This window comes from Gammaproteobacteria bacterium, assembly GCA_029882975.1.
Lineage (GTDB): Bacteria > Pseudomonadota > Gammaproteobacteria > SZUA-152 > SZUA-152 > JAJDNG01.
The window spans coordinates 49,352-73,297 of sequence record JAOUJW010000027.1 but is presented as its reverse complement, the minus strand read 5'-3'; the positions used below and the strand labels follow the sequence as shown (position 1 = coordinate 73,297).

Below are 23,946 nucleotides of genomic sequence, written 5' to 3'. Positions count from 1 at the left end.
GCTGCTCCCGGATTCGTAATGTACCGGATTTAGCCCCACATAGGCCGAACATTGCGTGGCAGCTTTAAAATCTCGGCTCCTTATCATGGCAATCATGTATTGAGAGACCACCGGTCCCACGCCGGGTATGCTCTCCAGAAATTTGCGGTCTTTTTTCAGACTCGGGCTTTGATCAATGTGTTGATCGATCATATCTTTGAGCCGTTTGAGCTCCTTTTTGAGCTCTTTCATGACAATATGGATCGACTCAATGACTTCACTGGAAGCCATATTAAATTCAGCTTTCTCCAGGCGGTTAGATTCGCGCTGTAGGTCCTTTTCCACCGCGTTGTAACGTGCCATGGGGCTGATATGTCATTTCGTATTGCCACCATTTTTCAAACCATCCCCCCAAACCCAACTCTTCCCCATTACCGGTGTCTAATTCATTGCCGGGAGACTTGTGGATAAAGATTGAACAAGTTGTGATCAGCCGAGTGTTATCCACTGCACATTAAATAAACAAATGGCAATTAGTGAACAACACCCCACAAGGACGGGAGCTTTAGAGATTCAATTGGCTAATAACTTGTTGATAAGATGTTGATAAGGTGTTAGCACGATACTATATATTGTGTTAGTCGGAAATTGAATTTTAGAGCGAAAAACTGGAAAATTACAAGAGCATACGATACAAAAATAGGTAAGCTATTGTATTGTAATGGGTAATATTTAACACAAAAAAGCCCTAAGTTTGGTTGACAGTTTTGGACCTGATGCCTATGCTTACACCGCTACACAACATGTTGTGGTTACCCCATTTTCGACAACCAATGAGATCAAAACCAGCTGCTAACGTTTTTTTACCATATGCATATCTGAAAACGTGATATACGAACAAATACAAAATCATTAAAAGGGACTAACAATCAATGAAAGTTGCATCACTAGAACCGGTACACTCTCGTGTTGAAGACATACCGCTGCAAGCGGCGTCGCTGGACATCTGGGACAAAAAATACCGTCTGGCCAAAAAAGACGGTACAGTCATTGACGAAACCATCGATCACACTTACCAAAGAGTTGCCAAGGCCTTGGCCGAAGTAGAAGAAAACGAACAGAAACGCCAAAAATGGCAAGAGAAGTTTCTGTGGGCTTTGCGTCATGGCGCCATTCCCGCCGGACGCATCATTTCCAATGCCGGTGCCCAGGCTTACAAGCCGGCCACGTCCACCATTAACTGTACCGTCTCCGGTACCGTGCGCGACTCCATGGATGACATTTTGGAGAAAGTCCACGAAGCCGGGCTGACCCTGAAAGCCGGTTGCGGTATTGGTTATGAGTTTTCCACCTTACGCCCCAAAGGCGCGTTTGTCGCCGGTGCCGGTGCCTATACCTCCGGGCCCTTATCCTTTATGGATATCTACGACAAAATGTGTTTCACCGTGTCTTCCGCCGGTGGTCGACGTGGCGCCCAAATGGCGACTTTTGATGTGGGTCACCCGGATGTATTGGAGTTCATTCGTGCCAAGCGCGAAGACGGCCGTTTACGTCAGTTTAACTTGTCACTGTTAATCACCGACGAATTCATCAAAGCTGTTAAAGCCGATGGTCAATGGAAACTGGCGTTTCCCATTACGGAAAAAGAAGCCGAAATCGACAAAGTCAGTGTCTACGACGCCGATCAAGTGGTATGGCGCGAATGGCCGGTAAAAGAAAACTACATCGTCAATGAAGAAGGCCTGGTTGCCTGTAAAATTTACAAGACCATCCGTGCACGTCGTCTGTGGGACGTTATCATGTCCTCCACTTACGATTATGCCGAGCCGGGCTTTATCCTCATTGATAAAGTTAATGAAATGAACAACAACTGGTTCAATGAAAACATTCGTGCCACCAACCCCTGCGGTGAGCAGCCGTTGCCGCCTTATGGCTCCTGCTTATTGGGCTCCATTAATCTGACCAAGTTTGTATTGGAGCCTTTCACCGATCGGGCTCGGTTTGATTGGGAAACCTACCGCAAAACCGTATCCATATTCACCCGTATGCTGGACAACGTAGTGGAAATCAACGGCCTGCCGTTGGACGGACAACGCAACGAAATCATGCGTAAACGCCGCCATGGCATGGGCTATCTGGGATTGGGTTCCACGCTCACCATGATGTGCATGAAATACGGCTCCAAAGAGTCTTTGGAATTTACCGAACGCGTTACCCGTGAGCTGGCATTAGTCGGTTGGGAAACCGGTTTGGAGCTGGCCAAAGAAAAAGGCCCGGCGCCCATCATGGACGAAGAGTTCACCGTAACCAAAGAAATGCTACGCAAGCGTCCGGAAATGGTGCGCGACGGTTATAAGGCCGGCGATAAAATCAAAGGCAAGGTGTTGCACGCAGAGTACAGCCGCTACATGCAAAAAATCGCGGAAATCGCTCCGGAACTGGTGGATGAGCTATCGGATGTGGGCGCGCGTTTTACCCACCACAGCTCCATTGCACCGACCGGAACCATTTCTTTGTCTTTGGCCAACAATGCCAGCAACGGCATCGAGCCCAGCTTTGCGCATCACTATTTTCGCAACGTGATTCGCCAGGGCAAAAAAACCAAAGAAAAAGTCGACGTCTACTCCTTTGAAATGCTGGCTTACAAACAAATGATCAATGCCAAAGTGAAGCCGCAGTTGGAAGGCGACAACGCATTGCCGGAATACTTCGTCAGTTCAGACGATATTGCGCCAAACGCTCATGTAGACATTCAAGCGGCGGCTCAAAAGTGGATCGACTCCAGTATTTCCAAAACCGCCAACGTGCCCACGGATTATCCTTTCGAGGAATTTAAAGGCGTGTACATGTATGCCTACGAGCAAGGCCTGAAAGGTTGCACCACTTTCCGCTTCAATCCGGAAGCTTTCCAAGGCGTTCTGGTTAAGGAAAAAGATCTGGAAAGCACCACTTATAAGTTCACGCTGGACGACGGTAGCACCGTGGAGCTGAAAGGTAACGAAGAAGTGGAATACGACGGTGAGATCCACACCGCCGCCAATTTGTATGACGCTTTAAAAGAAGGCTATTACGGCAAGCTGTAATCAAGTGACACAGGCATCGGGTAACGATAACGAATAGGACTGATATCAATGGCTATTAAGATTGAAAAGAAAATTGTAAATTACGGCGTCGACATGGAAGACAAAGAGTCTGCAGCTAAGGCAGAAGCCGCGCAGGTAAAAGCCGAGGCAAGCAAAGAAAGCACAAAAGCAGACATGACCTCAGCTCAAAAAGCAGCTGTAGTGGCCAAGCCGGAAGCGTTGGAAGAGTCCAATGTGGTCCACATGCACGAAAAAGTGCAACGCCCCGAAATGCTGCTGGGATCCACCTACAAAATCAAAACGCCGCTGTCAGAGCACTCCCTGTATCTCACCATCAATGACATCGTGCTCAACCCCGGTACAGAGCATGAACTGCGACGCCCGTTTGAGATATTCATCAACTCCAAAAACATGGACCACTTCCAATGGATTGTGGCTTTAACACGAATTATCTCAGCCGTATTCCGCAAAGGTGGCGACGTGACCTTTTTGGTGGACGAGCTACGCTCCGTATTTGATCCGCGTGGCGGCTACTTTAAAAGAGGTGGCAAATACATGCCCTCACTGGTGGCCGAACTGGGTGATGCCATCGAAAGCCACTTGGTCATGATCGGTCTGCTCAAACCCGAAGGCATGGACGAGCACCAACAAAAACTGGTGGACGAAAAACGCAAACAATACGAGCAAGCCAGTCAGGAAGCCAAAGGCGAAGAAGAAAGCGATTTTCCCGCAGGCGCCAACCTGTGTAACAAATGCCAAACCAAGGCAGTGATCCGCATGGACGGTTGCATGACCTGCCTCAACTGCGGCGATTCCAAGTGCGGATAAACCAAACGCGGAAACTCTGTTGGAAATAAGAATAAAGAAGGGAGGACACCGGAAGCAATAGCATCTTACCCGAACAACAACACCTGGTGGGCAAGCGTTGTTGCACTTCTATCAAAAGCGCGAGGAGGGATTCTTGCGCTTTTTTGTTTTGAGTAATTCTCAAAACTTTGTTTGACTGTTAACCAATAATTAACACGCCTTAGCCAATAGGGTGGCAGGGGCAGTCCTTATCTATAGTGTGAATATGTCAACTTGCATTTTATTCTCAATTCGTACACTATTTACGACAAATAATTATAACTAAGCCTTTCCAAATTAATTTTTTCAAGATTTCGTGGCCACTCCACCTAAGCCGCCAAAAGCTCAGGTGTGCTGTTCTTTTATACTAAGAAGTGATTAGCATATGGTGTGGAAAGAATTGCCTTAGCCCTCCACCCCTATGTTGTTTTCAAACTCCCAGTATTTTATGCCGTTTGGGAAATATTTTTCCAAGCAACAACAACACAAGGAGAGACTGATGCTTAGCAAATTGATTGTTAGCTCATATGAAGCTTTGATTGAAGCAGCACTGTGGTTGTTTTTAGTGATCTGTCTGGTAGGTGGGTGGTATGGCGGCAGCACAATGGATCAATCCTTTGTTGGTGCTATCAGTGGATTGATTCTGGGGTTTGTATTTGCAGTCATGTTTTTCGGTGCATTTTTAGTTTTAAGCGATATACGAAAATCGGTGAGAGAACTCGAAACCCTCAATGCCTCTAAGCAATAAAAAGCAAAAACCGAGGTCAGTACTTTTTATGACAGAATTAGTGTGAACTGACCTCGGAGCTTTTTTGAGTGTAGCGACTAGTATTGCACAGTGAGTTCGACGTGGTTGGGATGAGGTTAAGGCTTAGATGAAATGGTTTGTACTGCTGTTGTTGTTGGGTATTGTCGAAGTCGTATTGGTGGCTCAACTCCATGAAATGATGGGCATGACCAACCTCGTCATTCTCTATATCGCCACCACCTTAGTGGGGACGATAATATTGCTGCTTCGACTACCGGAGTTTAAGCGATCATGGAAGGGGATGAGAAACAATAAAAGCTCACTAAAGAAACTCAACAAAACCGGGCGCAATATCAGTCAAGAAGAAATCCAGCAGATTAAACCGTTTTTGTTTATAACGGTTTACTTACCGGCCCTGATTCTCATTGCCATTCCGGGGATAGTAACGGATGCGGTGGGTATCGTTATTTTGGTGCCGGTGGTTAGTAATTGGTTGGTAGGGCGTGGGAGGTAGCCCGGATGCAGCTCTGCGGAATCTGAGGAAAGGACTCGTTTGCACAAAGGTTGAGTGTGTGTTGTACAAATCTGTGGTGGGGAATATGGATCTGTAGAGCAAAGGGGGAAAGTCTATTGCATAATAACCAAAAGCATAGTGGGGTTAGTATAGACATAGAGCCACTGTACTGTCATAGATCGTTATGCAATAGACTCGACCCCTTTTCTACGACCCCTTTTCTATATTGGTGTTGCCACCAAAAACAGAAGATCAATTGATGGAGTTTATATCAAGTATTAGAGGGAGGTGGCACAAGTTGGGTGAGGAGTCTCCAACCATTCCGCAGAGAATTTGGAAAACGTGTCAGAGAAAATGCTAATCATGGTCTTAACCCAAAGAGTGATCTAAGGAGTTTTTTGGTGTCGTCACCCGAAATTACCTAACAACGCCGCGGTTGTGCGTCACCTAGCTCGGAAGTCGTAATAATTACAGCACGTGGAGAGGTATGAAAACATTGCATACATGTCTATTTGTCTTACTTTTAAGTGGATGTTCCGGAACTATATATACTGTTCAGAATCCTAAATTTGAAAATGGTGTAACTGAAGGAGTCTTATTTTATGGCTATAAACCGGTTGAAAAAAAGGTTCTATTTGATCGAATACGCCACAAAAAGACAGGCGATATTACACATTCTATGTATGAAAACCCCCAAAGCAATAAATATTGCGCGCCAAACGTAATAGTCAAAAAGGTTATAGAGGCAGACTACAGTACAGTATACGCAGTAAAATATGTGCCCGGTTGGTTTGAAACAAATAAGTTTTCAGTAACCTTAGAAAAAGGTACTCTCCAGTCTGTGAATTCTGAATCTACGCCTGGCGTAAAGACAGCCGTTGAATCACTACAAGGAATTGCTTCCCTTCGTGAAGATATTTTGGATGGCTTTGTTAAAGCATCAGATGCGTCTACAGAAAAAACTCTTAATGTGCTAGGCGGTGGACCTGCGCAAGCAACACCGATTAAGTGTTCTACTAATGAATAATTACAGAACGAAAACGGTGTAAGAGTACAGTTTCCTCTGGTTTTGGAGATTTGACCTCGATATTTTATTCACTTGTACAATAGCAACAATATTAGAGAAATTATATGGACAACACATTGGAGTATGCTACAACACCACTGGCACTAGCATCATTAATCGCTATATTGGTCATTGGTGTTCTGAAAGTCCTAGTGTCCAAAAAGAATAATGCCCTAAATCGATTGATCACCCACTATGGTTTCACTTTGGTTCTATTGTTTGGTTTGCTTGGTAATGGCGCTTACTTGTACGATAGCTATCAATCTTCTGAAACGCTGATTATTGGTACCGTTGTAGACAAGAAAAGTGGAAAGTACCTGCCTCGGGTGCAAATAGATACCGGAGGGCATGCCAGAGGAATGACAAGTGACACAGGGGATTTCGTTCTGGCGATACCTAAGTCTAGAATTGCCGACCAATATCAGGTTAGTGCTTCGCTAGACGGTTACGAAAGACTGATAACCAGAATAGAAAATGAATCCAAAATGTTTGTCAGATTTGAGCTAGAAGAAGTTACTTTGGATTTGAATTCAACAATGCAAGTAGCAGACAAAAGGATAATTATTGGCCACTATTTAGGGCTTCCCGATATACAAATACAAATAAAGTTCGACAATCCTTTGACGGCACAGATTGTGTTTAAAGACCTGCAGGTTGAAGTGGTTTCACCATCAGGTAAATCACGGCGACTAGTACAAGTGGCGGCAGGTATCGATTCATACTCGCCACCACTTCCACCTCTGCCTAATATTTATGTTAACCCTACGCAAAAAGTACAATACTTATTTCGATTTATTCAATATGATAACAAAACTCACCAGCTAGCACTCAGAGCGCAAGCATCACTACAGTCCGATTCAAATTTCCAACAGCGTGGGCCGCAAATTGGAACCGATTTAATGAGTCAAAAATTAACTCAGGATATTGTATCTGCGATGAATACGAGTTGGTTTTGGGAGGTTGGAGAGTCTACGGTCAATGTGTCTGCTAATATCGATGGAGAGGCAGTAAAGTTTTCTAGAGTTGTGAAAATATTGCCGGATCAGATAAAAGTAATGAAGGCGAGTTCGGATTATTATCAGTCTGGTTTTGGTGTTTTTCAACCAGTTAGCCTTATGCCAGTAGGTTCGGCGGTGCCTGCACACCAAATAGAATCATCAGCACCGTAATCTAAATACCCAAGCAAATTCTAGAGGTGTAAGTTTAAGAATAGTTATAGGAAAAGTGAAGAATGACTGGAGGTCGAAACACTAGTCTCAACGGATCCGCTCTCGACCAGGATTTTCAAAGCTGTCGCCATTAAAAGATGCCTTGCATTTATTTCTCTACATGGTGTTGTCTGAGCTGCTTGAAAACGCCAAAGTGTTAGTGGTTGGCGCAGGAACGGGTGCTGAGCTGATTTACCTGGCGCGTATGTGTCCAAATTGGTATTTTACGGTTGTTGGACCCGACAAAGAAATGCTTGATGCTTGCCGAAAAAAATGTGAGGAAAATGAGATCTTGTCCCGTTGTTCCTTGCACCAAGGAACGGTGGAAACATTACCTGGAAACAAAACCGGGGTCAGAGCAGAATGGCACTTACTTAAGCGATAGTGTATTGGAATAGCACCGTAACTATCTGAAAATATAGAAGAAGGCTGGTGGAATGGTATACTGATTGTTACCACACAAACAACAACCATTCGGAGTCACCAGCCATGACACACCCTAACCAGAAACTGATCCACTATCAACAAAAACGTATAGCTAAGCGCGGCGAAACTTTGGATTCGTACGGGTTTTTCAACCTACTAACCAGTAAGAAACTTTAGACACTGTGGAAGCGCATCTTCCTGAACACCGAGAGAGACTTTATCCGCCAACTACAACGTTGTCACTGTTTTTGGCGCAGGTACTGAACAACGATGCTTCCTGCCAAGGAGCTGTAAACATACACACGGTTGAACGTGTATTCAGCGGGCTATCACCGAGCAGCAGCAAAACTGGGGGTTATTGTAGAGCAAGGCAGCGCTTACCGCGGGAGATGGTTTCGGCGTTGGTTAAGCAAACAGGTTACATGATGAGCGAACAAACACCAGCAGCTTGGAAATGGCAAGGACGACGGATTAAATTGGTCGATGGTACGACCATTCCAATGCCTGACACCCTCGCAAACCAGGAAGTATTCCCCCAGCAAAAGCGACAGGAACCTGGGTTGGGATTACCAATCAGCAGGATGGTAGCCATCGTTTGTCTATCTACGGGTGTGGTCCTCAACGCAGCTATGGGGCCGCTTAAAGGAAAAGGAAGCAGTGAATATTTCCTATTCCTCCGACTGCTGGATACCTTGGGGCCAGGCGATATCGTTTTAGCCGACAGGTATTATTGCAGCTCTATATAAACAGCGATGGCATATTGAGCTGGATCTACGTAATATCAAAACAACATTAGGAATGGATACCTTAAGCTGCAAAACACCTCAAATGAATGAAAAGGAGATATGGGTTTACTTTTTGGCCTATAATCTTATCCGACTGCTAATGGCCGAATCAGCTATACGTTCAGACATTCTGCCACGCGAACTTAGTTTTAAGCATACTTTGCAGATCTGGCTAACCTGGCATCGACAAGCACTAATTACCAGTGATAGTGAAAATGCAGCCGTGATGTTTATGTTGATTGCATCGCAACAGGTCGGGAATAGGCCAGGTCGCATTGAGCCAAGGGCGATAAAACGCAGGCCGAAGCCTCTCCCACTTTTAATGGAAGTTCGAGAAAAAGCGAGAGAAAACATAAGAAAACATGGGCATCCTAAAAAGCTTAGGGCTTAAGTAAGTGCCATTCTGTTCTGACCCCGGTTTTTCGGTTTTTCAACTCACAGTAGCGAAAAAATCGCCTTGCAAAACCGCAAAGTGATACTATACTATCACTTTATGAAAATTGAACTAGTAACCACTTTAAAGCGGCAGGCAACCAAAATTTTGGCTGAATTGCATGAATCAAAAGAGCCTGTTTTAATTACAGAGCACGGACAACCTTCAGCCTATCTTGTTGATGTTAAAGATTATGAGTCTATGATGGGGCGCCTGCAAATTCTTGAAGGACTGGCCAGGGGTGAGATGGCTATTTTAGAAAATCGCACTTATACACAGAAAGAAGCTAAGGCGAAAATGGGTAAATGGCTAAAATAATATGGACTGAGCCAGCACTATTGGATCTTAATGAAATCGCGGAATACATTGCACTTGATAAACCACACGCAGCGTCCACCCTAGTAAAAAATGTGTTTTCTACAGTAGATCGGCTAGAACAATATCCAGAATCTGGCCGGAAACCCCCAGAGTTAAAAAAATCCCGATATCGTGAAGTTATCGTCAATCCGTGTCGTATTTTCTACCGCCAAGAACAGGACGTAGTTTACATTCTTTTTGTAATGCGTAGCGAAAGAGAGCTTCGTAAATATATCCTAGAAGCTCGTGAAAATGACACCAGCTAACCGGCGATTAAACCCGGACCATTTTTCCGCTGCACCTTTTTAAATTTAAAGCAAAAGGTATCAAGCGTATTGTATAACGACCAAAGTCACAATGGGTTGGGTTTTTGTATAGACCAGCCAGAGCCTACTACTGGACTCACAACGTTTGGATGTTGAATTGACAAGTTCAAATAATCAATTTGGTCAAAAGTAGTCAAGCCTATTGTATAACGACAAGCTACGCAAAGGGCCGGTGTTATATAGACCAAATCAGTATTATTACAGGTCCCAAATACTCTAATAACCCCTGTGCGCTGGATATTTGTAAGCACCCATTGGAGTCAGGTTCGTGTGTGTCACGAATATTAAGTGCATAGCGCAATCATACTTATTTTGAATAGTCAGTAGGGTGTGTTGGAGTTGGGCTATACTAGGAATAGTTATTTGTGCGTTGATTCTTTAATTCCTGACTACCGAATGTTGGCTCCGTTATTGTATTGTTTTTGGGGTGCGGGTGTTTGAGTGCTCAAACGAATGCCCGAAGAAAGCATTCAAATCAAATCGGTTCACTACATGGATGGGGGTAATAACATATGGACCCGTTGTCTCCGCTACTAGCCGAAAACAAGCCTGTCGATTGGTGGTTCGCCTTCAAATTCAACGCCGAGACTTATACCGGTGACGAATCACTGGAGCCAAACCCCGGTCTTTTCGGGGGCCATCCCAAGGACTACAAGGGTGGCTTCTGCATGCGCTATACTTGTGCTAGCAGCGCTGCCCCCACTTTGAGGCTGGGCGACGGTTACATCGGCACGACGGTGCACGACCCGCTAGGTGCTACCTTCAACCAGGTCTACCACGGCAATTGCTATTATGTGCTGTGGAACGATCAGTTCTACAACGACCCGATGAAAAGTTTAGGCGCGCCCTGGGGCCACTCCAAGGGTTGCTTAGCCTGGGACGATTCCGGCGCCGGCTTCGTGCTGCAAGTCACCACGCCTTCGTGGCCGGCTTCGGGCAACAAGGCCAACCCGCGCAAGACCGATGGCAATACTTTGGGCTGCGTCAAGGACGACGACGTCGAGGTGAGCCAGCACTTTTTCGCGCTCAAGCTCTCCGCCGCTGACGTGGCCACCGTGCTGAGGAGCCTGGCCAACGCCAGCGTGGTCACCGATCCAAGCAAGCCGCAGATCGTGCGCAACGGCGGGCCGCAGAATATCCAGGACCTGGTCAACGCCTTAGGTAAGGAATCTAAGAGCACCTCGCCGCTGGTGTCGACGCTGTCGAGCGGCATTACTCTCATCGCCAAGCCTTCATTGCTGCACGTGCCGACCTGGCAGATGGTCTCGTCCATCCTCGACAGCGTACCGCTGCGCACCGCCACCTGGTGGGAAAATCCATATATCTACTCGACCGTTTCCGGCACCCCGATCAAGTGCTGGGCCACTAACCTGGGTGAGCCCGGTCCGGTGCAAATCGCCACCTCGGGCAGTTGGGATGGCAAGGTCATTGGGCTCAAAGGCGGTGACGGTAAGATGTTCAACCACGCCAAGGTCGGTGTCTCGCAAGACTCGGACCGGCACCTATGCATCTTCGGTGACATGAACCAGCAAGGCACACTGGACGGCATTGAAAAAGAAAAAGTACCCTGCGCCAGTTCCCAAAACGGTCGCGGTGGCCTGTTCTACGTACTGCAACATCAAGAACTGCACGCCAGCCTGACCAGTCTGCTCAAGGGCGACTCGGCACCCACGGCTGGGAAGTGACGGGCTTCACCGCAGAAAAACCGGGGTCAAAATAGACCTGGTTTCTTAACCCCGGTTTCCCTAGATGGACAAAAAAATTAAAGACACTACACAACCACTTTATTTAATGTATGAAACAACCAACTAGACACCTATCGATTCATTTTGCAAGTTTTCTTTATTTAGATGGGAGGTAGCTACTAAGTAAATTAACTACTTATTTTGTTTCTATTTTCTGTACAATTGACAAATATGCGAAATCAATTTGTGGTCATCTGCGTACTTTTACGAAAGGGGTTGTAGTGTATAAAATACTAGTTCTGCTCATTGTGTTGGTTGTTGCGGCATGTGGTGATGGCGATGGTGAAGTTGGTGGTGAAAAAAACAGGCCGCCACAACTATGGTCGGATCATAAGTTCATGGATATACCGGTTAGTTCATGTAGGGAGACTGGGCGTGGAGCACTAAGATCTCTGGGTTTTACCCGCGTGGTGCTAAACGGTAACTACGCATATGGAAACTACAAAAATAACAGGGCAGCCGTAAAATGTGTTGAAGTTAACGGTGGTTCATTTGTTTATCTGATGGTTGCTGGTCCTGAGAAAAGGGTAGTCGAAGAGCTTCGCAACGAAATTTACTGGAAATTTTAATCTGGATATTTGATCACTCGGTTTTGTTGTCTACAGTATAATGGTCGTTCCTAATACTGATACTGCTGGGAGCGATTCTTGCGTTTTTTTAACGGGTATGTTGAAGACCATCACAATGGTAAGGAGGCCTATATGAAAATGTCTGTCTTTATTCTTCTGTTTTGCATGTTAATAGTCGCTTGTGGAAACAGCTTAAAGAGCATTCTGTCCGATATCAAAGAAGGTAAAGTTCAATTTGTAATGAGCGCTATTGAAAACTCACCTGGTTTAGTTAAGGAAAAAACGGATACAGGTAATACAGTTCTATTTGAATCGCTTCGTTATGGGCATGATGACTTGTCAAAGCGTGCTATTCAGTTAGGTGCTGACGTAAACATTACGAACAGCCAGGGTGTGACGCCGTTATATTTTTCAACCAACAAAGAAATAGCAAAGTATCTTATAGATAATGGCGCTGACAAGCATATTAAAACATTTGAAGGGACTCCATTACATTGGGCGGTTAAGCGGGGGGATGTGGGGCTGGTGACTCTCTACATTCAGGAAGGATTGCAAATTGACTATAAATCGGGGCGAGGAAATACGGCTCTAGACTTGGCGATAAAGCGCAATAACGAAAAAGTTGCAAACATATTGAAATCGGCTATGGAAAGTAAATAGCTTGTAAGTCTCTCTCGCTACGTGTTGCGAATTACCCAACAATCTATCTTGGGAAAATTCCACCCCTATTGACCGTAATAACTACAAATAGAACAGAATTCGTTATTATTTTTGTAGGCGTGCAGGCAACATAGAGCCCAAAGTTTTATTGGCTCACAAAATACCAGCACTGCCAAATTCCCGTCATAGCTTTTCCAATAAGCTTGGTAAACTGGAGTGTATTTCTACAAATTTATGTTTTTGTCGGTCAATTTATGGGTTCTGTAAATCTTCCTGTAAATCTGCTGTAAATCTTAAACGGGCTGTAACCCCGGTCCTGTTAAAGTTTTTTAGGGGCAATTTAAAGTTTTACTGGACGCCTTTATTCAGACGAATTCCCTAGTTCTAAATTTGCTAATTAACTCAGTAGTATATCGAGTGTCAGGCAACCAAAAGACACCGAGAGGTATAAGGAATTACCAAGGCTCGGAAACATAAAATCGATATTAGCTCAACTCACTACTACTGTACCGTTCAAAACTTTTTGCTGAATTGGATTAATCATGGATAGAAAATTCTGGTTCGACTCATGGGATGAAGGTGGTTTTAAAACCAGTTTTCACCGACCCGATGTACACCGTTATATTCTTCAATATCTTACGCCTGAATTTCTCAAGGGCAAACGCGTTCTTGTTCCCCTGTGCGGTAAATCCGTTGATCTGGTTTACTTCAGCGCACATGCCGAACACGTCATAGGCGTGGAGCTGGTGGAAAAGGCAGTCATTCAGTTTTTCCAGGAACAGAATATGCCCTATGTCCGCCAAGGCGATAACTTTTTGGCTTCCGGGTTGACCCTCTTGTGCCGGGATTTCTTTGATTTGACTACCGAGGACATCGGCGCCATCGACTTGATTTATGACCGTGCATCATTGGTAGCTCTTCCGGAGCCCATGCGCTTAAAGTACATTGACAAAATAAACGAACTATTGCCGGTGGAAGGCCAACAATTCGTCAATACCATCGAATACGAACCCTCTCATGCGGAACCACCCTTCAGTATCGATGGAGAACAGCTTCGACTATACTACGGTCAAAAGTATCAGATAGAGCACTTGGAAAATCAACAAATTCCTGACCACGGCTTGATACGGGCCTGGGGGTTACATTGGGTGAAAGAACACGGTTTCTTGTTGACACGCATGAAAGAATAAACCGGGTTAGATCGGAAATGGAGTTATTATTCGAACCGGCGTATATTAGGGAACCTCTGATTAACGCCGTGAACAGTGCTCAAGAGCCTAAAGTTGTCCATTGCTGCGTTGCTAAGTTTGAAAATATTCTCGATATTCCCTGCACTTGGCGCCTTGCACTGAACAACTTTATTGCTCTTTATCCCTCGTCCAGGAATTAATCAGAGGCTCCTTAGAAACAATTACTGCACGCTATTGCGACTGGATATTTAAAAGTTAAGGTAATCAATCCTACAGGAGCGCTCTATCCGGAAAACTTTGTCGGAGCGAAAATGAATAATTATGAAGCTGATTTCTATTGTGAAAATTGCAAAAAAAGCGGATCTGTGACTTGTTTGTTAGAAGGTAATACCTTATGTCGGTGTCCGGATTGTGGATATGATGAACTTGATGTTTGGTGTGATGAATGTGAAATGGGAGGTTATTTTGTTAAAGATGCCAACAATCACCCTTTAACTTGGCAATGTGAGGATTGCTCAAATACATATCCAATTTCAGAATCGGTATACGCTAATCCGTCAATGGTGACTTACGAGGCTGTAGAAGACAGCTGAACAGCATGTGCGTAAAATAGTGCCCAATATACGTGGTAGGTCAGCCAAAAGAAGAGGATAGTTGATATACATGTTATACAGAGACGAATTATATGGGCCAGTCGAAATCATAGAGCCCGTATTGCTCGAGTTAATGTCGAGCAATGCAATGCAACGAGCGAAGGGTGTTTCACAGCATGGAATAACAGCTTTACTTGGTATTACGCCTCCATTTAGTCGTTTTGATCACTCCGTAGGATCAATGCTTCTCGTTCGTCGCCTCGGTGCAGATTTAAATGAACAGATCGCGGCACTCCTTCATGATGTTAGTCATACCGCATTCAGCCACGTCATGGATTTTGTGTTCAATGACCATAATGGACAAAGCTATCATGAAAAGGAAAAGGAAGAGTTTGTGGCCAATTCGGATGTTCCAGAAATTCTGAGTCGACACAACAAGGATTGGCATAAATTTATGGATGAAGAGCAATTTCCTCTTCTAGAACAGCCAACACCAGCGCTTTGTGCAGATCGATTGGACTACTTTTTAAGAGACCTGGAATTTCTAAAACTGTCGAACCCTCAAGCAATTCAAAAAGCCATCGATTCTTTGGGTGTTGCTGAAGGGCAGGTGGTAGTTAATGACATCGAAGTGGCACGTTGGTTAGCGTACACTTTTATTGAAACAGATCGGACAAGTTGGTCCAATTTTCGAGAGGTAGGCCTTTACCAGCTAACTGCCGAGGCAATAAAAACCGCTATGCAATGTGGCGTTCTGGACGAAGCCGACATATGGGGCACCGACGAGAACCTTTGGAATAAGTTAAAGTCATCAAACCTACCAGATGTTAGGTGCTGGACTGATTTAGTTACTCCAAGTACACGTTTCACCTGGGACAGCGACAAACCGGTTTTTAGTGTATCAACTAAAATAAGGAGTATAGATCCACCTTTTTTTGACGGAAAATCGGTTGCACTTTTTTCGGAATTAGATCCTGGTTTTGCAAAATATAGGGAGGATTACTTATCCAGTAAACAAGGATTGTGGCCAATGGGAATTGTAAAAGCTCCCTAAGCTATGGCGCTAACAATTAAGGCCACATTCAACCCGGAGTGCACCACACTGTTTTCTGAAGACTTCATACGGTGTTAGGTAATTCAGATTACGGGTCAAGGTCATTCGGGTCAGGTTCGTTGTTTCACAATATAGAGGATTCGTATGACCAGCATTATTAGGAAGCATTGTTAGGACACCCATGTTTTACAGCCCCGCCTCTGTTTTCTAACCTAGTTGATACCGCCAATGCCCATCAGAAAATGTGTTACACTATTTAGCAGATGCTCTGGAGCGATTTATATATAATAATACATCGTTTCACGGAGCCGGATTAAACGTCAGGTCAAATTATGACCATGTGCTTTCCAGCAGTTGAATTGTCAGAGGCCCCATGTTGAATATCGTAAATTCTTATATGCCGCGCACAGTAATTCTCATATTTATATTTTTGCTTAGTGAAAATGCTTTTTCACTCCAATGGTTAACACAAGATATTGAGCTTCCTAAACATCAGTTGCTGATCCCCGATTCATATCTGATCGATTCAAACAACAATCCACATCTATTTACTATCACCGGCGATTCCATACGCCATCTTTATAAACAGCAGAATCAATGGGTCAGTGAAGAATTAATGCCAGGTAGATTCACTTTTACCGGCAATATTCGCGTGGCTATGGATAACATAGGCAATATTCATGTTTTGGCACGAACAAATACCAACCCGGATCGCGTACATATGGTTTATCAAAATGGCAGTTGGCAAACCAAAACCTTCCCGACCGGTATGTTTAGTGGGGGCAGCAAAATAGTGAACAATGACGATGCCTTTAGCCTGGTTACTGCGGCAGGAAGTGAATTGGTCTACTATCGTTATCTCAATAGCACCTGGAATCCTCAATCAATTCCCTGGCCGTTGACCTTTACCTCCAAGTCGATGCTAAAAGCGAACATCAATTCTTCTCAGCAACTGGTCTTTTATTATCTTGACAACATTAGTTTCACCATAAATCGTGCAACTAGAGTGGCTAATGACTGGAATGTAGAGCCGATATTGACTATTGATATGTTAACAAGAACAAACCTCGTTAATGTAATAAATAATATCGAGGTTTCCTCCGAGAACACGGAAGTTATCTGTCATCCTGATCAAAAACCGGGTGATTTGCAGGTGGGTTTGTATTGTTATGAAGAATCCAATGGCAACTGGAACGAGATTTTCAGTGATACCGCCACAGTTCCTCCCGCGAACGCTAACTATGCGCCGCAATTAAAGACGGACGCTAACGGGACAGTACATCTGGCTTATCTTCATGGCGACGCACAAAACACGGTACGTTATCTCGTGCGCGCTAGTGGTATTTGGAGTTCAACGGATTCACCCGGTACTTCGCAAATCTACGATTCGTATTCCAGCCTTGATTTTGCAATCACCCCCTCGAGTCAAATTTCACTTTTTGCGGCAGCAAAAACAATTGAATCAAAAACGCATTTTTCTGATCTCGCTATCTTTTTGCCACAGTTGACAGACTGGCCTGTAGAAAAAATAGAGACGGTGTTATCAAATTTTGGATTCATCCATAACTCACGTGTTTTAAATGTAAACGCAGCCACCCATATTGTTTCTTTGGGCAATACATACCTGCTGCATACCGCCATTAATAATGAAGCGGGTGCCGCCCACACCATTGTGGATAGTCTTAACACTGCATTTACCAATGCATCTGATAGAAAGGTATTTATCAACAGTGGTCCAAATGGATTGCGGATGATGTACGAAGATGACAATCTGTATATTCTGCGACAAACAAACGGACAATGGCTATCGGAAACATTGCCCTATGGCGCGGATTTTGGTGAGTTTCGATATTACGAGCATCAACACGGTGTCGACAATCTCATTTTCACTACGGGCTTACCCGGCCCTTATGGAAGAACAGTTATTCTGGCATCCAATCGTACCGGTCAATGGAGTGAAAACCCCGGTTTATACATGAACTACAATCCGCCCCCAGGTTTTCTTCTAAATAAAAACAATGACCTGAAAGGGTTTGATCTGAACTATTCTGTTGACGGAAAAACGTCTTTATTTTTCGAATTCGATTTCAGTGCGAATTTAATAAACTATATTGATGACTCGGCCGCAACCCTCGATTTTTCGACGTCCTTGCCCAGATCCAACACCACGATTGTTGATGTCAAAATGGACAACGAAAAATATTACGTACTGTTCTATACCGCCAGCACCTATTATCTCAATGTCTACACGGTAAACCCAAGTGACAGTAAACAATATACAATAGGAACTGCGATAGATTCGGCAAAAATGTCGGTATACAACGGCCAGGCCATCATTAGTTATATGGGCAAATACGATGATACCCTCTACCTTGCTTATTATGAAAACTGCAATTATGTCAGCGACACCATCACTACTTTTCCAGCGTCACATACACTCGTTCAGGCCAACGTTCATCTAAATGAAGGAAATTTCGCCACCATCGTTTACGGATCAAGCAATCCTCAAACCTTTCTCAGTTCATTGTCCGTAGCAACAAGCCAGCTGGGCACACCTGTGACAGATTGCCAGGTGACTGATCCTGCCCCAAACCCAGATCCGAGCCCAGATCCGAGCCCAGATCCGAGCCCAGACCCAGGATCAGAGACCACTGACCCCGCACCCGGTGATGGTGGGTCTGGTGGAATCCATTTTGGGTGGTTAATGTTGATGTTATTTTTGTTACCAATACGATTCGCAACAATTAACCGATGCTTCCTCGCCAAGTCCGGCAGTATCAGGCAGTAAACTAGCCCTGTCGACTACAAAACCAAAGGGCTGCTTGTGTATAGCCCCGCCAGAGCTTACTACTTGGTTCACAACGTTTGGACGTTAAAAAAACTTGCGCCCTATTCTACAAAAAAGGGGCATCGAAAAAATGCCCGGTTTTCATCAGGGCTAAAATCTGTAAAACCTGCGAGTATCAGCTTGTGACAGACTCTTGCCTCAACCGAGGTGCTGTCGACGAGCGTTGGCTCTTTTAATTCGGCCTCTTTGACTAGTGGCCCGCTAAAACACTAAATCTTTATAATTATCTTTGCCGGACCCTGTTCTCGTAAGGGTGGCCACTGAGTCGTTATCATCGAATGGCAAAGTCGTGGTTGGAAAGACCGCTGGATTTGGCCGCCAATGACTCCCGGTATCGTCAAATGAGGAAAAAGAAGATGTTCGCGCGATATTTTTAGTGACACGCTGTACCAGATCGTGTGGTTCCGTGCCGATGAGAACAGGCAAAGACAAGTCACAACCCGTTTCCGATATCATGTACTTATTAATATCATCCGGCAGTGGATCCGTGTGGCTTCCTTTGTGACCTGGATCGTACCGAAGCCCGTCGTTGCCATGGCTGGGGTCCCAGTGACCCGGCACATCTCCCAGACTATCCCATGGGGGTGAAGGTGGGTTGCCTAGAAAATCCGAATATCGGGCTAATGCGTTGTATTGGGCTTTCATTTCAACAGATTTTAAACTGTAGTTGCCACGGACTTGCACCAAGGCATCGCGCGCATTTCTGGCCATTCCGGTACTCAGTAAATAGGCAGCAAGAAAACAGCCGGTGCGTCCCGTACCACCACTACAGTGTGTCACCACTTTACCGTACCTGCGTCGTTTTTTTACGGTTGTGCAATAAGCGTGTAAATGCTCCACCGATGGCGCATGCCAATCCGCCAGAAAACAGCTATACCATTCCATATCGGGAAAGCTTTTCACAGCCGCTTTTGTAACGCCTGATCCACCATATTCAATCGAAATAACCGTACGATAGCCTTCTTTATATAGCCAATAGGCGTATACCCAAAGAGGCTGTGTACGATTTTCGCAAAACTTTCTCATGCCGGCCATGTTTGTCTTAGCCAGCATTTTGTGGCCATCCGGTTTAGCAATAATTGTATCTAAGCCGCGGTAAAGCAGGGCCAGTGCATCTTTGTACTTGCAAACTTTGTCATTGTTGATACGCGATGCAGCTTCCACTATAGAAATAGTGTTGAGGTATGGCCTTTTTAGTTGGGCCTCTAACTTAAGACACAGATCTAACATTTGATAGTCATTCTTGTAATTGGGGTTACACTTTTTAACAAGTGCTTCAAATTGCGTATATAAAGACATGGTCCTTTCCTTTTTTTGTGCTTGAACTGTAAAGTTATGAAATCCTTGCCGGCCGCCAATGTTCACGGCTCTGTTACTGTCACTTACGTAACAATCCTTTGAACGGATTCAGAAATGATGAAAAAATTAAATTATTTGGATGTAAGGGGGGGATAAAACCTGTAGATCAGCCAATTAATGGGAAGCAGTGGACACACAGGTTTTAAGTAGCCTGGATGGAACCGGTGGAATCCGGGGGGACTTAAGATCTGGAACGGGTACCTTATGCTTTTTCAACAAGCTGCTAGGGGATTGTGTAGTCGGCGGTGAATTTATTCCGGAGTGAAATTTGTCATAAAAAAACCGGGCTGTGCCAGACAGCCCGGTTGGTTTGTGGTGTGAATAGCGAATTATAAATCCAGTGATGATTTACGTCGTCGAGTTAGCAACAGCGCAACTGCAAGTACCAGCAGCAGTAAACCAGGATCGAAGGCACCACCACCACCACCGCCACCACTACCACCGCCAGCAGCAGGGATATGCTCGATTTGTACCTGGCTCAATACGGGGGTGCGTACCGGCGACAGGGAATGCAGCACAGCCATCCAGCGTAAATCATTCGTGCCCGCATCCGGGAAGGTAAAAAATTCCCCGGATTTCACTTGATGCCATTTTGCACCACCGTTGTTAGACAGGTAGTAAGTGATCCCGGTATTTCGCGATGTTGGGGTGTTGCTGGTTTCCGTCGCGGTCAGTCGCACTACCGTGATATTGGTTTCGCTCGCATTAACCTGGCCTGAAACAACCTGCCCGCCGTGGGTCAGGAAGGCCACAGTGCGATAGAGTTTGTTGATCTGATTGTCATTCCCCACCACCAGGTCGAGGTCGCCATCGCGGTCCACATCGGCGAGGCTGACTGCATGGGTACTATCTGTGTCTGTGCCAATGTTGGTGCCGGCGGCAAAGCCGCCACTGCCATCATTCAGGTAGAGTTTATTGGTTTGACCACTATTGCCTGCCACCAGGTCGAGGTCACCGTCACCGTCCACATCGGCGAGGCTGACTGCACGGGTACTATCTGTGTCTGTGCCAATGTTGGTGCCGGCGGCAAAGCCGCCACTGCCATCATTCAGGTAGAGTTTATTGGTTTGGCCGACATTCCCCACTACCAGATCGAGGTCGCCGTCACCGTCCACGTCCCCAAGACTGACTGACGAGGTGACATCTGTCTCTGACCCAATGTTGCTGCCGGTGGCCGAAAAACCGCCGCTACCATTGTTCAGATAGAGTTTATTGGTTGTTATGTTGTTGCCAGCCACCAGGTCGAGGTCGCCGTCGCCGTCCACATCCCCCAGGCTGACCACGTTGGTGAGGTCTCTCTCTGTACCGATATCGGTGCCTGCGGCAAATCCGCCGCTGCCATCATTCAGATAGAGTTTATTGGTTTGACTATTATTGCTTGCCACCAGGTCGAGGTCACCGTCACCGTCCACATCGGCGAGGATGACTTCAGAAGTAAAGTCTAACTCTGTGCCAATGTTGGTGCCGGTGGCCGAAAAGCCGCCATGGCCGTCATTCAAGTAGAGTTTATTGGTTTGGTTGAAATTGCCCGCCACCAAATCGAGGTCGCCGTCGCCGTCCACATCGCCAAAACAGACTGACGTGGTGGCATCTGTCTCTGACCCAATGTTGCTACCGGTGGCGGAAAAGCCGCCGCTGCCATCATTTAAATAGAGTTTATTGGTTTGACCGTTATTGCCTACCACCAGGTCGAGGTCACCATCACCGTCCACATCCCCGAGACTGACCGCGAGAGCTCCATCTGTCTCTGTGCCAATGCCGGTGCTGGTAGCGGAAAAGCCGCCATGGCCGTCATTCAAGTAGAGTTTATTGGTTTGGTTGAAATTGCCCGCCACCAAATCGAGGTCGCCGTCACCGTCCACATCCCCGAGACGGACTGCCGTAGTGCCATCCGTTTCTGAGCCAATGTCGGTGCCGGTGGCCGAAAAGCCGCCGCTGCCATCATTCAAATAAAGCTTATTGGTTTGACCACTATTGCTTACCACCAGGTCGAGGTCGCCATCGCTATCTATATCGGCGAGGCTGGCTGCATGGGTGGAATCTGTATCTGTGCCAATGTCGATGGCGGTGGTAGCGGGAGAAAAGCCACTGCCATCATTCAAATAAAGTTTGTTGGTTTGACCCGTATTGCCCACCACCAGGTCGAGGTCGCCATCTCCGTCCACATCCCCGAGGATGACCGCGCGGGTGGAATCTGTGTCTGTGCCAATGTCGATGGCGGTGGTAGCAGGAGAAAAGCCACTGCCATCATTCAAATAGAGTCTATTGGGCGTGCCAATGCTATTATCAAGCCCCACCACCAGGTCGAGGTCACCATCTCCGTCCACATCCCCGAGGATGACTGTCCGGGTGAAATCAAAGCCAATGTCGATGCCGGTAACCGAAAAGCCGCCGTTGCCATCATTGAGATAGAGCTTGGTGGTTTGCCCGCCCGGCCCTGAAAAGTGATTGCCTGCCACCAGGTCAAGGTCGCCATCACCGTCCACATCCCCGAGGCTGATTGCGGAGGTCTCATCTGTCTCTGTGCCAATGTTGATGCCGGTGGCCGAATAACCACCGTTGCCATCATTCAGGTAGAGTTTATTGGTTTCACCCGCATTGCCCTCTACCAGGTCTAGGTCACCGTCGCCATCCACATCCCCGAGGCTCACCGCGAAGGTTCTATTTGCGTCTGTGTCAATGTCGATGCCAGCGGCAAAGCCGCCGCTACCATTGTTCAAATAGAGTTTGTTGGCTTGAAAGACATTCCCCACCACCAGGTCGAGGTCACCGTCACCGTCCACATCCCCGAGGGCGACTACGAGGGTGTTATCCGTCTCCGTGCCAATGGCGGCGCCGGTTGCCGAAAAGCCGCTGCTGCCAGCATTTAAATAGAGTTTATTGTTTACAATAGAATTCCCCACCACCAGGTCGAGGTCACCGTCACGGTCCACATCGGCGAGGCTGATCCCGAGGGTGTTATCCGACTCTGAGCCAATGATAGTGCCGTTGGTCGGAAAGCCACCGTTGCCATCGTTCAAATAGAGTTTATTGGTTTCACCAAAATTCCCCACCACCAGGTCGAGATCGCCATCGCGATCCACATCCCCGAGGCTGATTGCGAAGGTGCTATCGGTCTCTATGCCAATGTCGGTGCCAGTGGTGGAAAAACCGCCGCTACCATCATTGAGATAGAGTTTATTGGTTTGGGTGTTGTTGCCCACCAACAGGTCGAGGTCCCCGTCTCCGTCCACATCAGCAAGACTGACCGCATGGGTGGAATCTGCCACTGCGCCAATGGCAGTGCCGTTGGTCGGAAAGCCGCCACTGCCATCATTCAGATAGAGTTTATTAGTCTCATTTTCATTTCCCGCCACCAGGTCGAGGTGACCGTCACCGTCCACATCCCCAAAGCTGACTGCTCGGGTTAAATCACCGTCTGTGTCTATGTTGGTGCCGGCTTCAAAGCCGCCATTGCGATTATTCAAATAGAGTTTATTTAAGCCTCTATTCCCTACCACCAGGTCGAGGTGGCCGTCGCCGTTCACATCCCCGAGGGTGACCGCAAGGGTCTCATCTGTCTCTGTCACCTCGCCAATAACGATGCCGGCGTTCGGAAAGCCGCCACTGCCATCATTCAAATAGAGTTTATTGGTCTCATTTTCATTCCCTGCCACCAGGTCGAGGTGACCGTCACCGTTCACATCTCCGAGGGTGATCGCCAAGGTCGCATCTGCCTCTGTCACCGCGCCAATGATAGTGCCGTTGGTCGGAAAGCCGCCGCTGCCATCATTCAAATAGAGTTTATTGGCCTGGCCACGATTCCCCACCACCAGGTCGAGCTTGCCGTCGCCGTTCACATCCCCGATGCTAACCGTGAAGGTGCTATCCGTCTCTGAGCCAATATTGGTACCTGCGGTGCTGCCGTCCGGCAAATATGCCAGACGTTGCTTGCGCCAGGCCAGAAAAACCGCCCGTTCTTCCGTGGACCAGTTGGCCGTGGTTTTGGTCTCGTCCATCAGCGCCTGATCGCTAAAATCTTCCGTAAAAGGCAGGCCGGGGGTTGCTGCCTGCACCGCCATTGCAGGTAACAGCAAAAGACAAAAGAGGGTGCATATAAGTTGCACAATGCGGTCTGTGACCAGTTTTTTTGGGTAGTTCATCGAATTAGATCCTCA

Annotated in this window: 18 protein-coding genes and 1 pseudogene; 16 read left to right on the top strand and 3 right to left on the bottom strand. The window is 46.4% G+C overall.

Annotation, left to right across the window (positions count from 1 at the left end; translation table 11 throughout):
* On the bottom strand, window positions 1-342 hold a 342-nt coding region (locus OEY58_17285; protein MDH5327213.1), incomplete at its 3' end, for a transposase.
* 569 nt (window positions 343-911) lie between these two features.
* Here OEY58_17285 and OEY58_17280 point away from each other — a divergent pair.
* The 16 genes and pseudogenes from OEY58_17280 (at window position 912) to OEY58_17205 (ending at window position 18,370) form a co-directional block, all read left to right on the top strand.
* Window positions 912-3,062: an adenosylcobalamin-dependent ribonucleoside-diphosphate reductase gene (locus OEY58_17280; GenBank protein MDH5327212.1), complete on the top strand. Its 2,151-nt coding sequence runs from the start codon at window positions 912-914 to the stop codon at window positions 3,060-3,062.
* Between the two features lie 48 nt (window positions 3,063-3,110).
* Window positions 3,111-3,890 carry an NrdJb gene (locus OEY58_17275; GenBank protein MDH5327211.1) on the top strand — a complete coding sequence of 260 codons (780 nt, stop codon included), beginning with the start codon at window positions 3,111-3,113 and terminating at the stop codon, window positions 3,888-3,890.
* A 517-nt stretch (window positions 3,891-4,407) separates the two neighbouring features.
* Window positions 4,408-4,656, top strand: coding sequence for a hypothetical protein (locus OEY58_17270; protein ID MDH5327210.1), 249 nt, complete (start codon window positions 4,408-4,410; stop codon window positions 4,654-4,656).
* A 127-nt stretch (window positions 4,657-4,783) separates the two neighbouring features.
* Entirely contained in the window at window positions 4,784-5,170 is a 387-nt protein-coding gene (locus OEY58_17265) for an FxsA family protein (GenBank protein ID MDH5327209.1), read from the top strand.
* 487 nt (window positions 5,171-5,657) lie between these two features.
* Window positions 5,658-6,197, top strand: coding sequence for a hypothetical protein (locus tag OEY58_17260; GenBank protein MDH5327208.1), 540 nt, complete (start codon window positions 5,658-5,660; stop codon window positions 6,195-6,197).
* A gap of 104 nt (window positions 6,198-6,301) precedes the next feature.
* Window positions 6,302-7,405: a hypothetical protein gene (locus OEY58_17255; GenBank protein MDH5327207.1), complete on the top strand. Its 1,104-nt coding sequence runs from the start codon at window positions 6,302-6,304 to the stop codon at window positions 7,403-7,405.
* Between the two features lie 528 nt (window positions 7,406-7,933).
* A pseudogene (locus OEY58_17250) lies at window positions 7,934-9,046 on the top strand (transposase).
* Window positions 9,047-9,148: 102 nt separating this feature from the next.
* Window positions 9,149-9,406 carry a type II toxin-antitoxin system Phd/YefM family antitoxin gene (locus tag OEY58_17245; protein MDH5327206.1) on the top strand — a complete coding sequence of 86 codons (258 nt, stop codon included), beginning with the start codon at window positions 9,149-9,151 and terminating at the stop codon, window positions 9,404-9,406.
* On the top strand, window positions 9,394-9,711 hold the full coding sequence (locus OEY58_17240; GenBank protein MDH5327205.1) for a type II toxin-antitoxin system RelE/ParE family toxin: 318 nt from the start codon (window positions 9,394-9,396) through the stop codon (window positions 9,709-9,711). The genes OEY58_17245 and OEY58_17240 overlap by 13 nt, the downstream gene beginning before the upstream one ends.
* 572 nt (window positions 9,712-10,283) lie before the next feature.
* On the top strand, window positions 10,284-11,456 hold the full coding sequence (locus OEY58_17235; protein MDH5327204.1) for a hypothetical protein: 1,173 nt from the start codon (window positions 10,284-10,286) through the stop codon (window positions 11,454-11,456).
* A gap of 281 nt (window positions 11,457-11,737) precedes the next feature.
* Window positions 11,738-12,085, top strand: coding sequence for a hypothetical protein (locus OEY58_17230; GenBank protein MDH5327203.1), 348 nt, complete (start codon window positions 11,738-11,740; stop codon window positions 12,083-12,085).
* 132 nt (window positions 12,086-12,217) lie between these two features.
* Window positions 12,218-12,745, top strand: coding sequence for an ankyrin repeat domain-containing protein (locus OEY58_17225; GenBank protein MDH5327202.1), 528 nt, complete (start codon window positions 12,218-12,220; stop codon window positions 12,743-12,745).
* Window positions 12,746-13,287: 542 nt separating this feature from the next.
* On the top strand, window positions 13,288-13,935 hold the full coding sequence (locus tag OEY58_17220; GenBank protein ID MDH5327201.1) for a thiopurine S-methyltransferase: 648 nt from the start codon (window positions 13,288-13,290) through the stop codon (window positions 13,933-13,935).
* Between the two features lie 311 nt (window positions 13,936-14,246).
* The gene (locus tag OEY58_17215) at window positions 14,247-14,528 is read left to right on the top strand and encodes a hypothetical protein (protein ID MDH5327200.1); all 282 of its coding nucleotides are present in this window, start codon (window positions 14,247-14,249) and stop codon (window positions 14,526-14,528) included.
* A gap of 70 nt (window positions 14,529-14,598) precedes the next feature.
* A complete protein-coding gene (locus OEY58_17210; GenBank protein ID MDH5327199.1) occupies window positions 14,599-15,582 on the top strand; it encodes an HD domain-containing protein in 984 nt (327 codons plus the stop codon).
* 373 nt (window positions 15,583-15,955) lie between these two features.
* Window positions 15,956-18,370 carry a hypothetical protein gene (locus OEY58_17205; protein ID MDH5327198.1) on the top strand — a complete coding sequence of 805 codons (2,415 nt, stop codon included), beginning with the start codon at window positions 15,956-15,958 and terminating at the stop codon, window positions 18,368-18,370.
* A gap of 261 nt (window positions 18,371-18,631) precedes the next feature.
* On the opposite strand, the gene OEY58_17200 is transcribed toward OEY58_17205, so the two are convergent.
* Both OEY58_17200 and OEY58_17195 read right to left on the bottom strand, forming a co-directional pair.
* The gene (locus tag OEY58_17200; protein ID MDH5327197.1) at window positions 18,632-19,729 is read right to left on the bottom strand and encodes a hypothetical protein; all 1,098 of its coding nucleotides are present in this window, start codon (window positions 19,727-19,729) and stop codon (window positions 18,632-18,634) included.
* A 389-nt stretch (window positions 19,730-20,118) separates the two neighbouring features.
* Window positions 20,119-23,931 (bottom strand): VCBS repeat-containing protein, encoded by a 3,813-nt coding sequence (locus tag OEY58_17195; protein MDH5327196.1) that lies wholly within the window; start codon window positions 23,929-23,931, stop codon window positions 20,119-20,121.
* Between the last annotated feature and the right edge of the window lie 15 nt (window positions 23,932-23,946).